12 protein-coding genes are annotated in these 12153 nt (G+C 63.9%); 9 read left to right on the top strand and 3 right to left on the bottom strand.

The window, feature by feature from the left end; all coding sequences use genetic code 11:
• The 3 genes from A4C63_RS07345 (at nt 1) to A4C63_RS07335 (ending at nt 2762) form a co-directional block, all read left to right on the top strand.
• Entirely contained in the window at nt 1–666 is a 666-nt protein-coding gene (locus tag A4C63_RS07345; RefSeq protein ID WP_063912118.1) for a fumarylacetoacetate hydrolase family protein, read from the top strand.
• 182 nt (nt 667–848) lie between these two features.
• Nucleotides 849–1769 carry an SdiA-regulated domain-containing protein gene (locus tag A4C63_RS07340; protein ID WP_063912117.1) on the top strand — a complete coding sequence of 307 codons (921 nt, stop codon included), beginning with the start codon at nt 849–851 and terminating at the stop codon, nt 1767–1769.
• 90 nt (nt 1770–1859) lie between these two features.
• Nucleotides 1860–2762 (top strand): SdiA-regulated domain-containing protein, encoded by a 903-nt coding sequence (locus A4C63_RS07335; protein WP_063912116.1) that lies wholly within the window; start codon nt 1860–1862, stop codon nt 2760–2762.
• 116 nt (nt 2763–2878) lie between these two features.
• On the opposite strand, the gene rpiA is transcribed toward A4C63_RS07335, so the two are convergent.
• Complete coding sequence (rpiA, locus tag A4C63_RS07330) at nt 2879–3553, bottom strand: ribose-5-phosphate isomerase RpiA (RefSeq protein WP_063912115.1); 675 nt, start codon at nt 3551–3553, stop codon at nt 2879–2881.
• Between the two features lie 134 nt (nt 3554–3687).
• On the opposite strand from rpiA, the gene ilvA reads away from it, so the two are divergent.
• Complete coding sequence (ilvA, locus tag A4C63_RS07325) at nt 3688–5202, top strand: threonine ammonia-lyase, biosynthetic (protein WP_063912114.1); 1515 nt, start codon at nt 3688–3690, stop codon at nt 5200–5202.
• A gap of 148 nt (nt 5203–5350) precedes the next feature.
• On the top strand, nt 5351–5776 hold the full coding sequence (locus tag A4C63_RS07320; RefSeq protein WP_063912113.1) for a DUF2269 domain-containing protein: 426 nt from the start codon (nt 5351–5353) through the stop codon (nt 5774–5776).
• Between the two features lie 130 nt (nt 5777–5906).
• On the opposite strand, the gene A4C63_RS07315 is transcribed toward A4C63_RS07320, so the two are convergent.
• A complete protein-coding gene (locus tag A4C63_RS07315; protein ID WP_063912112.1) occupies nt 5907–6563 on the bottom strand; it encodes an HAD family phosphatase in 657 nt (218 codons plus the stop codon).
• 141 nt (nt 6564–6704) lie between these two features.
• Between A4C63_RS07315 and A4C63_RS07310 the strand changes: the two genes are divergently transcribed.
• Together A4C63_RS07310 and ptsP are read left to right on the top strand one after the other, a co-directional pair.
• Entirely contained in the window at nt 6705–7184 is a 480-nt protein-coding gene (locus A4C63_RS07310) for an RNA pyrophosphohydrolase (RefSeq protein WP_003249017.1), read from the top strand.
• Nucleotides 7185–7206: 22 nt separating this feature from the next.
• A complete protein-coding gene (ptsP, locus tag A4C63_RS07305) occupies nt 7207–9486 on the top strand; it encodes a phosphoenolpyruvate--protein phosphotransferase (RefSeq protein ID WP_063912111.1) in 2280 nt (759 codons plus the stop codon).
• Nucleotides 9487–9622: 136 nt separating this feature from the next.
• Here ptsP and A4C63_RS07300 read toward each other — a convergent pair whose 3' ends face one another.
• Nucleotides 9623–10369 carry an NRDE family protein gene (locus A4C63_RS07300; protein WP_063912110.1) on the bottom strand — a complete coding sequence of 249 codons (747 nt, stop codon included), beginning with the start codon at nt 10367–10369 and terminating at the stop codon, nt 9623–9625.
• Nucleotides 10370–10498: 129 nt separating this feature from the next.
• Between A4C63_RS07300 and A4C63_RS07295 the strand changes: the two genes are divergently transcribed.
• Together A4C63_RS07295 and lgt are read left to right on the top strand one after the other, a co-directional pair.
• Nucleotides 10499–11281: a sulfite exporter TauE/SafE family protein gene (locus A4C63_RS07295; protein ID WP_063912109.1), complete on the top strand. Its 783-nt coding sequence runs from the start codon at nt 10499–10501 to the stop codon at nt 11279–11281.
• A 16-nt stretch (nt 11282–11297) separates the two neighbouring features.
• Nucleotides 11298–12104 (top strand): prolipoprotein diacylglyceryl transferase, encoded by an 807-nt coding sequence (gene lgt / locus A4C63_RS07290; protein ID WP_063912108.1) that lies wholly within the window; start codon nt 11298–11300, stop codon nt 12102–12104.
• The last annotated feature ends 49 nt before the right edge of the window (nt 12105–12153 follow it).

Raw genomic sequence — 12153 nt, 5'->3', positions numbered from 1 at the left:
ATGAGTTACCAGCACCAGTACGTAGACGGCACGCGCATTCACTTCCCGCTGGGCAAGGTGGTGTGCATTGGCCGTAACTATGCCGAGCATGCCAAGGAACTGGACAACCCGATCCCCACCGAACCACTGCTGTTCATCAAGCCGGGCAGCTGCGTGGTGCCGGCTGAAGGTGGCTTCAAGATCCCGGCCGAGCGCGGTTCGGTGCACTATGAGGCCGAAATTGCCGTGCTGCTGGGCAAGCCGCTGTCGACTCATCCGAGCGAGGAAGAGGTGCTGGATGCCATTTCCGGTTATGCCCCGGCGCTGGACCTGACCCTGCGCGATGTGCAGGCCAGGCTGAAAGAGAAGGGCCTGCCATGGGAGCTGGCCAAGTGCTTTGACGGCGCCTGCGTACTGCCGCCGTTCGTGTCGGCCGCCAGCTTCGAGGACGTGACCGACATCCCGGTGCGCCTGACCGTCAACGGCGAAGTGCGCCAGGACGGTAACAGCGCGATGATGCTCAACCCGATCGTGCCGATGATCCAGTACATGGCCGCGCATTTCTCGCTTCAGGCGGGGGATGTGATCCTCACCGGTACTCCGGCGGGCGTAGGGCCGTTCAATGTCGGTGACGAACTGGTGCTTGAGTTGCCGGGTGTGAGCCGCTTCGAAAGCCGGGTGCTCTGATTCAAGACCGGGTTGCCTTCTTCGCGGGCACGCCCGCTCCCACAGGGTTCTCCACAGGCCTGAAGCTTGTGATACCCCTGTGGGAGCGGGCATGCCCGCGAAGAGGCCGGTCCTGTTTACCGATTTTTCACACCCCATACGGATAATGCGCGGATCTACGCCCATTTACCCAGGAACCCCGCATGCCATCTCCCACCAGCGCCCCGGCAACCCCCAAGCGTCGTTTCTTCCTGCGCTGGCCCTTCGGCCTGGCCGTGGCAGCGGTAATCGGCTATGGCGTGGCCGTAGCCATGCACTGGGATGACCGCGGTGCGCTATGGGTCAAGGAAAGCTTCGAAAGCACCGCCGAGCGCAGCGAAAGCGTATGGCTGCCGGACTACCAGGTGGATATCGATGCCAAGCCGCTGCCAGGCATGGACGACGATGAAGCCTCGGACGTGGCCTTCAACCCGCGTACCCGCACCCTGTTCGCGGTCATGGGCAAGAACCCGATCCTGGTCGAACTGAGCCTGGATGGCGATGTACTGCGCAAGATCCCGCTCAACGGCTGGAACAACCCGGAAGGCGTCGCCGTGCTGGAAGACGGCTATCTGGCAATCACCGACGAGCGCCTGCACGACCTGACTGTGGTCAAGGTGGATGCGCAGACCACCGCGTTGAACCATGATGATTTCCAGAGCCACGACCTGGGCCAGTCGGTGAAGAGCAACAAGGGCTTCGAGGCGGTGGCCTGGGACCCGCTGCGCCAGCGCCTGGTCATCGGCGAGGAGCGCCCGCCCAAGCTGTACACCTGGAACACCGATGGCCGCAGCCCGCTCACGGGCGAAAAGCAGCCGTTGCCCAGCGATGAACTGGACCTGCGCAACCTCTCGGCGCTGAGCGTCGACCCGCGCACCGGCCACCTGCTGGTACTTTCGGCGGATTCCAACATGCTGCTGGAGCTGGACGAGCAGGGCCAGCAAGTCAGCTTCATGACCTTGCTGGGCGGTTTCAACGGCCTGCAAGGCACCATCCCGCGTGCCGAAGGGGTGGCCATGGACGACAAGGGCAACCTGTACATGGTCAGCGAGCCGGCTCTGTTCTATCGCTTCAGAAAGAACTGACCCCAATATCCGACGTTTCGGATGCTGGCATTAAGCTTTATTTCAGTTGCTCATGGTTAGATTCGCCACCCCCATGTCGAGTCTGCCCTCATGCGTCGTTTTGTCCGCCTGTTCCTTGCTTTGGCTGTCATCGGCCTGCTCCTGCTCGGCTTGGCCGGGCAGGAGTTCCGCCTGTTCGAGCGTGGCTGGTTCAACCTCAAGGCCTGGTGGCAGCCAGCCGAGCAGAGCATCGGCCTGGACCGTTACCGGGTAGTGGTGGAGGCGCAGCCGGTCGAAGGGCTGGATGACGACATTTCGGCGCTGACCTACGACCCTGACCGCAAGACCCTGTTTACCGTCACCAATGCCCGCTCGGAACTGATCGAGCTGTCGCTGGACGGCCGCATCCTGCGCCGGGTGCCGCTGACCGGCTTCGGCGACCCGGAAGCCGTGGAGTACGTCGGGCCCAATAGCTATGTGATTACCGACGAGCGTCAGCAGCGGCTGATTCGCGTGCGGCTGGAGGACGACACGATGTTCCTCGATGCCGGCGATGCCGAGCAGCTGACCCTGGGCATTGGCCTGAACGGTAACAAGGGCTTCGAGGGGCTGGCCTACGATTCGGCGGGCAAGCGCCTGTTCGTGGCCAAGGAGCGTGACCCGATGCTGATTTACGAGGTGCATGGCTTCCCGCACGACAACCCGGAGCAGCCCTATGCGGTGCATGTGGTACAGGACCGCAAGCGCGATTCGCGCCTGTTCGTGCGGGACCTGTCGAGCTTGCAGTTCGATGAGCGCAGCGGGCACCTGCTGGCGCTTTCGGACGAGTCGCGGCTGGTGCTGGAACTGGATGTGGAGGGCCGGCCGCTGAGTACCTTGTCGTTGCGCAAGGGGTTCCAGGGGTTGCAGGCGACGGTGCCGCAGGCGGAGGGGATTGCGATGGATGAGGCGGGGACCATCTATCTGGTCAGTGAGCCGAACCTGTTCTATGTGTTCAAACAGCCGGCGGATTGAGCAGGTGGGGCTGCTTTGCAGCCCATTCGCAGCACAAGGCTGCTCCTACAGGAAATCGCGTACCCCTGTAGGAGCAGCCTTGTGCTGCGAATCGAGGGCGAAGCCCTCGCCGCAGGTTACTCGGCCTTCAGGCTCTTCACGCCTTCAGCGGTACCCAGCAGCAGCAAATCCGCCGGGCGCGCCGCGAACAGGCCGTTGGTCACCACGCCAACGATGGCGTTGATCTGCGCTTCCAGCTCCACCGGGTTGGTGATCTGCAGGTTGTGCACATCGAGGATCACGTTGCCGTTGTCGGTTACCACACCCTCACGGTACACCGGATCGCCGCCTAGCTTGACCAGCTGGCGCGCCACGTGGCTGCGGGCCATCGGGATCACTTCGACTGGCAGCGGGAAGGCGCCCAGCACCGGTACCAGCTTGCTGGCGTCGGCGATGCAGATGAAGGTCTTGGCCACGGCGGCGACGATCTTCTCGCGGGTCAGGGCCGCGCCGCCGCCCTTGATCAGGTTCAGGTGCGCGTCGCTCTCGTCGGCGCCGTCTACGTAGAACTCCAGCTCGCTGACGCTGTTCAGCTCGTAGACCGGGATGCCATGGCCCTTCAGACGCTGGGCGGTGGCTTCGGAGCTGGCGACCGCGCCGTCGAAGGCAGTCTTGTGCTGAGCCAGGGCGTCGATGAAGAAGTTGGCGGTCGAACCGGTACCGACGCCGACGACGCTCTTTTCATCCAGCTTGGGCAGAATGAAGTCGACAGCGGCCTGGGCGACGGCCTGTTTGAGTTGGTCCTGGGTCATGCGGGCTCCGAGAGGGGCAGGGCGGTTTTGAAAAGAGCCTAGTATAACGGCTCGGGCGGCTTTGCTGTGGTCGCCCGACGTAGCGCTGGGGTAGACTCCCAGCCCTTGTCCCGCGGCCCAGTGATGCTTTCCCGATGCTCGAACAGTACGTCAAGAAGATCCTCACCTCGCGCGTCTACGACGTTGCGGTCGAAACCCCGCTGCAGAGCGCCGGGCAACTGAGCAAGCGCCTGGGCAACCAGATTCTGCTCAAGCGCGAAGACTTGCAGCCGGTGTTCTCGTTCAAGATCCGCGGGGCCTACAACAAACTGGCCCAACTGACCCCGGAAGAACTGGCCCGTGGCGTGGTCACCGCCTCGGCCGGCAACCATGCCCAGGGCCTGGCCCTGGCCGCACGCGAGATGGGCATCAAGGCCACTATCGTGATGCCCAAGACCACTCCGGAGATCAAGGTCGAAGGCGTGCGTTCGCGGGGCGGCAAGGTGGTGCTGCATGGCGACTCGTTCCCCGAGGCGCTGGCCTATTCGCTGAAACTGGTCGATGAAAAGGGCTTCGTCTACGTCCACCCCTATGACGACCCGCACACCATCGCCGGGCAGGGCACGGTGGCCATGGAAATCCTGCGCCAGCACCCTGGCCAGCTGGACGCGATCTTCGTACCGGTGGGCGGCGGCGGCCTGATCGCCGGCATTGCTGCCTACGTGAAGTACCTGCGCCCGGAAATCAAGGTGATTGGCGTCGAGCCGGACGATTCCAACTGCCTGCAGGCGGCCATGGCGGCCGGTGAGCGTGTGGTGCTGCCGCAGGTCGGGCTGTTCGCCGACGGCGTGGCGGTGGCGCAGATCGGCCAGCACACCTTCGATATCTGCCGCCATCATGTGGATGAAGTGGTCACCGTCAGTACCGACGAGATCTGCGCGGCGATCAAGGATATCTACGATGATACCCGCTCGATCACCGAACCTGCCGGTGCCCTGGGCGTGGCGGGCATCAAGAAGTACGTCGAGTTGTACGGCGTGACCGGGCAGACCCTGGTGGCCATCGATTCCGGTGCCAACGTCAACTTCGACCGCCTGCGCCATGTGGCCGAGCGTGCCGAGCTGGGTGAAAAGCGCGAGGCGATCATCGCCGTGACCATTCCCGAGCGCCCAGGCAGCTTCAAGGCCTTCTGCGAGGCTATCGGCAAGCGCCAGATCACCGAGTTCAACTACCGCAAGCACACCTCCGACGAGGCGCATATCTTCGTCGGCGTGCAGACCCACCCGGAAAACGACCCGCGGGCGGCGCTGGTGCAGCAACTGACCGATCAGGGCTTCCCGGTTACCGACCTGACCGATAACGAGCTGGCCAAGCTGCATATTCGCCACATGGTCGGCGGCCATTCGGCTGGTGCCAGTGACGAAATGGTGCTGCGCTTCGAATTCCCCGAGCGGCCGGGGGCGCTGTTCAACTTCCTCAACAAGCTGGGCGGGCGCTGGAACATCTCGATGTTCCACTACCGCAACCATGGCGCGGCTGACGGCCGCGTGGTGGCCGGGTTGCAGGTACCGGAGGACGAGCGCCACCTGGTGCCGACGGCGCTGGCGAAGATCGGCTACCCGTACTGGGACGAGACAGACAACCCGGCTTACAAGCTGTTCCTGGGCTGAGCGGCTAAGCTGGGGCTGATGGCGCTTTCACGGGCTTGCCCGCTCCCACAGGTACTGCGCAGGCCTCAGGGCCTGTGACATCCCTGTGGGAGCGGGCAAGCCCGCGAAGAAGCCAGCATAAAATGGCCTGCTTAAGGACAACCGAGACATGGAACACCTGACCACCCTCAAAACCTTGCACATCATCGCCACCGCGCTCCTGCTGCTGGGCGCTCTGGGCCTGGCGCTGTGGACCGTGCGTGCCCGCCGCCAAGGCGATGCCGAGGCATATGCCAAGCTGCTGCGTCGGCCGCTGTTGTTCGTCTGGCTGGTGATGGGCCTGTGCCTGGTAAGCATGCCGTTCACTGGCTGGTGGCTGGTACATCTGGTGGGTTGGCCGCTGGGACAGACCTGGGTGCTGGCGTCCAGTGTCATCTATACGCTGGGCGCGTTTGCCGTGTGGTGGCTGCTGATCCGGCTGAACCGGCTGCGCAAGGCCGAGGTGGTGGGGTTGCGCTTTACCCTGGCACTGGCGGTGTTCAGTGGGGTTTGCTTCCTGTCCATTGCCGGGCTTATGGGCGCCAAGCCGGTCTGACAGCCTTGGGCTGTATGTGGCGGCCTCTTCGCGGGCGCGCCCGCTCCCACCGGTACGGCGCAGCCTTCCAGGGTTGTGGTGGCCCCTGTGGGAGCGGGCATGCCCGCGAAGAGGCCGCTACAGGAAAAGCTCAATCCCGCAGCGAAACCACCGGCCACCCACGTTTCTCGGCCTCCGCCCGCAGGTTCGGGTCGGGATCCACCGCTACCGCATGCGCCACCCGCTGCAACAACGGCAAATCGTTCATCGAGTCGCTATAGAAGTAGCTGTCCTCAAGATCAAAGCCGTTCTCCAGCATCCAGCGTTCCAGTCGCGTCACCTTGCCTTCACGGAAACACGGTATATCGGTACTACGCCCGGTATAGCGGCCATCACGCGTCTCGCATTCGGTCGCCAGCAACACGCGAACCCCCAGGCGCCGGGCAATCGGTGCGGTGACGAAGCGGTTGGTGGCGGTGATGATCACCAGCTGGTCGCCGGCCTCGCGGTGCTGCTGCAGCAAGGTCAGCGCCTTGGGCAGGATGATCGGCTCGATGCAGTCGCGCATGAAGTCGCGGTGCAACTCGTCTAGCCGGGCTAACGGTGTTGCAGCAAGGATTTCCATGGAAAAGGCCAGGTAGGCCTGCAGGTCCAGGGTGCCGTTCAGGTAGTCCTGGTAGAAGCCATCGTTGCGTTGCTTGTAGGCAACCGGGTCGAGGATGCCGCGCTGGCAAAGGTAGTCACCCCAGGCATGGTCGCTGTCGCCACCGAGGAGGGTATTGTCCAGGTCGAATAAAGCCAGGCGCATCGAGGTCACTCGCATCAGCCACAGGGTAGGCCGGCAGAATACGGAGTTTTCACGCGGCTGCACATAAGCTTGGCGGGCGCGTTGCTGCGCTCGCAAGCTTTGTGGAACAATGCGGTGACATGCGTTTGCGAGGTTGCTGCCGTGATCGACCCGGATGGTTTTCGCCCCAATGTCGGGATCATTCTTACGAATGATGCCGGGCAGGTGCTATGGGCTCGCCGGATCAACCAGGATGCCTGGCAGTTTCCACAGGGTGGCATCAACCCTGACGAGACGCCGGAAGATGCCCTGTACCGCGAGCTGAACGAAGAAGTTGGCCTTGAACGCGATGATGTGGAAATTCTTGCCTGCACCCGGGGCTGGTTGCGTTATCGTTTACCCCAGCGACTGGTGCGTACGCATAGCCAGCCGCTGTGCATCGGCCAGAAGCAGAAATGGTTCCTGCTGCGTCTGGTCAGCAACGAACAACGGGTGCGGATGGACCTGACCGGCAAGCCGGAATTCGACGGCTGGCGCTGGGTCAGCTATTGGTACCCGCTGGGCCAGGTTGTGACATTCAAGCGCGAGGTCTACCGACGCGCCCTGAAAGAGCTAGCACCGCGTCTGCTGACGCGCGACTGACGACGGAGTTCGACCCCGAGCCATGCTCAATACGCTGCGCAAGATCGTCCAGGAAGTAAACTCCGCCAAAGATCTCAAGTCGGCGTTGGGGATCATTGTCTTGCGTGTCAAGGAGGCCATGGGCAGCCAGGTCTGCTCGGTCTACCTGCTCGACCCGGAAACCAACCGCTTCGTGCTGATGGCCACCGAAGGCCTGAACAAGCGTTCCATCGGCAAGGTCAGCATGGCCCCCAACGAAGGCCTGGTCGGCCTGGTCGGTACCCGGGAAGAGCCGCTGAACCTGGAAAACGCCGCCGACCACCCGCGTTATCGCTACTTTGCCGAAACCGGCGAAGAAAAATTCGCCTCTTTCCTCGGTGCGCCGATCATCCACCACCGCCGTGTGGTCGGGGTATTGGTCATACAGCAAAAGGAGCGCCGCCAGTTCGACGAGGGCGAAGAGGCCTTCCTGGTCACCATGAGCGCCCAGCTCGCCGGGGTTATCGCCCATGCCGAGGCCACCGGCTCGATCCGTGGCCTGGGCCGCCAGGGCAAGGGCATCCAGGAAGCGCGCTTCGTCGGCGTACCGGGCTCGCCTGGCGCAGCCGTAGGGCGCGCCGTGGTGATGTTGCCGCCGGCTGACCTGGAAGTGGTACCGGACAAGACCGTCGATGACATCGACGCCGAACTGAACCTGTTCCAGAACGCCCTCGAAGGTGTGCGCGACGATATGCGCAAGTTGTCGGCCAAGCTGGCCACCCAACTGCGCCCGGAAGAGCGTGCACTGTTCGATGTGTACCTGATGATGCTCGAAGACGCGGCTCTGGGCGGTGAGGTGACCGAAGTCATCAAGACCGGCCAGTGGGCCCAGGGCGCCCTGCGTCAGGTGGTGGGCGAGCACGTCAACCGCTTCGAGCTGATGGACGATGACTACCTGCGCGAGCGCGCCTCCGACGTCAAGGACCTTGGCCGGCGCCTGCTGGCCTACCTGCAGGAGGCCCGCGCACAGTCGCTGGTGTATGCCGACAACACCATTCTGGTCAGTGAAGAGCTGACCCCGGCGATGCTCGGCGAAGTGCCGGAAGGCAAGCTGGTCGGCCTGGTCTCGGTCCTGGGCTCGGGCAACTCCCACGTCGCCATCCTGGCCCGCGCCATGGGCATCCCCACGGTGATGGGCCTGGTCGATTTGCCGTATTCCAAGGTCGACGGCATCGAGATGATCGTCGACGGCTATAAGGGCGAGGTGTTCACCAACCCCAGCGAAGTGCTGCGCAAGCAGTACAGCGACGTGGTCGAGGAGGAGCGCCAGCTGGCCCAGGGCCTGGATGCCCTGCGCGAACTGCCGTGCGTTACCCCGGACGGCCACCGCATGCCGCTGTGGGTCAACACCGGCCTGCTCGCTGACGTGGCCCGTGCCCAGCAGCGCGGTGCCGAAGGGGTAGGGCTGTACCGCACCGAAGTGCCGTTCATGATCAACCAGCGCTTTCCCAGCGAGAAGGAGCAGCTGGCCATCTACCGCGAGCAGTTGGCGGCCTTCCACCCACTGCCTGTGACCATGCGTACCCTCGACATTGGTGGCGACAAGTCGCTGTCGTACTTCCCGATCAAGGAAGAAAACCCGTTCCTCGGCTGGCGCGGCATCCGCGTCACCCTCGACCACCCGGAAATCTTCCTGGTGCAGACCCGCGCCATGCTCAAGGCCAGCGAGGGGCTGAACAACCTGCGCATCCTGCTGCCGATGATTTCCGGCATCCACGAGCTGGAAGAGGCACTGCACCTGATCCACCGCGCCTGGGGCGAGGTGCGTGATGAAGGCACCGATGTGCCGATGCCGCCGGTTGGCGTGATGGTGGAAATTCCTGCGGCGGTGTACCAGACCAAGGAGCTGGCGCGGCAGGTGGACTTCCTGTCGGTCGGTTCCAACGACCTGACCCAGTACCTGCTGGCGGTGGACCGCAACAACCCGCGGGTCGCCGACCTGTACGACTACCTGCACCCGGCGGTGTTGCAGGCGCTGAACACGGTGGTGCGCGACGCCCATGGCGAAGGCAAGCCGGTGAGTATCTGCGGCGAGATGGCTGGTGACCCGGCGGCGGCGATCCTGTTGATGGCGATGGGCTTCGACAGCCTGTCGATGAACGCCACCAACCTGCCGAAGGTTAAGTGGATGCTGCGCCAGATCAACCTGGGCAAAGCCAAGGAACTGCTGGCCGAGGCCCTGAGCCATGACAACCCGCAGGTTATCCACAGCTCGCTGCAATTGGCCCTGAAGAACCTGGGGTTGGCGCGGATGATCGGGCCCGGGGCCAATAAAACCCTCTGAATATGAGGTGGCCTGTTCCGGCCTCTTCGCGGGCTTGTGGGAGCGGGCGTGCCCGCGAAGCAGGCGACTCGGTGTATGGCACCGGCTTCGCCGGTGTTCGCGGGCGGGCCCGCTCCCACAAAGGCCAGCACAGTGCTCAGACCGAAAGCTCAACTTCCCCCAAGTGCCCACCAAAGGGCCCGAAACTGCGCTCAACCAGCCGCCTTCTTCCCTGATCATCCACAATCAGCACCGTACTCGCCCGCGTCCCGTAGTTCTGGCTGGCAATGAACACACTCGACAGCAGCTTCTCGGTCGCCAACCCAACGCCCGTGTCTGGTAACTCGCCCTCCGGCGCCGGTTCGGCATCGGCCAGTAACGCCAGCAAGCGCTGCGGCTCCGGTGTTTCCAGCAATCCTTCCAGCCCACTACGCGCCTTCACCAGCTTCGGCCACGGCGTATCCAGCCCGGCATTGGAAAGCCCGTAAACCCCGGCTTCCAGCAGGCGCGGCGCCGCGTCCCGGGCATGCAGATAACCCAGCTGCCGCCCGTCGCCCACCAGCAGGTTGAACCCCGAATAGTGCCTGCTGTGGCTGGCCACCTGGTCCAGGTAAGGCTCGACCCCCAGCTCACCCTGCAGATACGCCGCCACCAGCTCGCCCCGCGAGCGCGGGCCCTGCGCTTGCCCCGGGTCGCGGATATTGGTCAGCGCCGCGAACCGCCCCTGCGGGCCCACGCCCAGCCAGGTGCCGCCGGCCTCCAGGTCGCGCCCGGCATATACCCCAGGTGCATCCTCCCAGACCGCCAGGGCCTGGGTGGGGCGGGCATAGAACTCATCGCGGTTGGCCGCCACGATCAGCGGCAGGGCATGCCCCGGCCGCCAGGCGAATACGATCAGGCACATCGGTCGGGCCTCTGGGTTTTTAGCCACTGTACCCACAGCGGCGGGGAGGATCCATCCTGACACACTGTTCACTAGAGCCCCGAGCCCGGCTTCCGTTACCATGCCGCATTGATTTCTCGGGGAAGACGAATGGAATTCGTGCTCTATCTGCTGTTGGGTGCCTGCGCCGGTGTGCTGGCCGGGCTGTTCGGCGTGGGCGGCGGTATCATCATCGTGCCGGTGCTGGTGTTCAGCTTCACCTTGCAGGGTTTCGATGCCTCGGTGCTGACCCACCTGGCAGTCGGTACATCGCTGGCAACCATCGTCTTCACCTCGATCAACGCCGTGCTTGAGCACCAGCGCAAGGGCGCGGTGCAGTGGCCGATCTTCGCCTGGATGACCCTCGGTATCCTGCTTGGGGCCGGTGTCGGTGCCAAGACCGCCTCGCTGATCCAGGGGCCGCTGCTGCAAAAGATCATCGGCGTGTTCGCCCTGGTCATCGCCGCGCAGATGGCCCTGGACCTCAAGCCCAAGGCCAGTCGTGGCATCCCCGGCAAGCCTGCGCTGATAGGTGCCGGTGGGGTGATCGGCTGGGCCTCGGCCATTTTCGGCATCGGCGGCGGTTCGCTGACCGTGCCGTTCCTGACCTGGCGCAGCCTGCCCATGCAGCAGGCGGTGGCCACGTCCTCGGCCTGTGGTCTGCCGATTGCCGTGGCCAGTGCCCTGAGTTTCATGCTGCTGGGCTGGCACGAGGAGCACCTGCCGGCCCACAGCCTGGGTTACGTGTACCTGCCGGCGCTGGTCGGCATTGCCGTGACCAGCATGTTTTTCGCCCGCTTCGGCGCGCGCCTGGCGCACAAGCTGTCGCCACGTTTGTTGAAACGCCTGTTCGCAGCCCTGCTGTTCTGTGTCGGCCTCAGCTTTTTGATTTGAATCGAGAGGAAGTTCCATGCTGCCTTACCCGCAGATAGACCCCGTGGCCGTGGCCATCGGGCCGCTGAAAATCCATTGGTATGGCCTGATGTACCTGGTCGGCATCGGCGGTGCCTGGCTGCTGGCCTCGCGTCGGCTGAACCGCTTCGACCCCACCTGGACGCGCGAAAAGCTCTCCGACCTGGTGTTCTGGCTGTCGATGGGTGTGATCGTCGGTGGTCGCCTGGGCTACGTGCTGTTCTATGACCTGCACCAGTACCTGGCCAATCCGACGCTGATCTTCGAGGTGTGGAAGGGTGGCATGTCGTTCCATGGCGGCTTCATCGGCGTGATGCTGGCGGCCTTGTGGTTCGGCAAGCGCAACAACAAGTCGTTCTTCGAGCTGATGGACTTCGTCGCCCCACTGGTGCCGATCGGCCTGGGGGCCGGGCGCATCGGCAACTTCATCAACGCCGAGCTGTGGGGCAAGGCCACCGACGTGCCATGGGCGATGGTCTTCCCGCCGTTCAGCGACCCGGCGCAGCTGCCGCGTCACCCGTCGCAGCTGTACCAGTTCGCGCTTGAAGGTGTGGCGCTGTTCCTGATCCTCTGGGCGTTCTCGCGCAAGCCGCGGCCGACCATGGCGGTATCCGGCATGTTCGCGCTGTTCTACGGCATCTTCCGCTTCATCGTCGAATTCGTCCGCGTACCGGATGCCCAGCTTGGCTACCTGGCCTGGGGCTGGCTGACCATGGGTCAGATTCTGTGCGTACCGATGATCCTGGCTGGCCTTGGCCTGATCTGGTGGGCTTATAATCGCAAGCCTACGGCGAAACCCGCCTGATTAATCCCACGGCAGGGGCGATCCCCCTGCCGTTTTTGCTACAGGTAAG

Origin of the sequence: Pseudomonas sp. p21 (assembly GCF_001642705.1) — a bacterium.
Lineage (GTDB): Bacteria > Pseudomonadota > Gammaproteobacteria > Pseudomonadales > Pseudomonadaceae > Aquipseudomonas.
The sequence above is the reverse complement of the archived record's forward strand: the minus strand, read 5'-3'. Positions and strand labels throughout refer to the sequence as shown.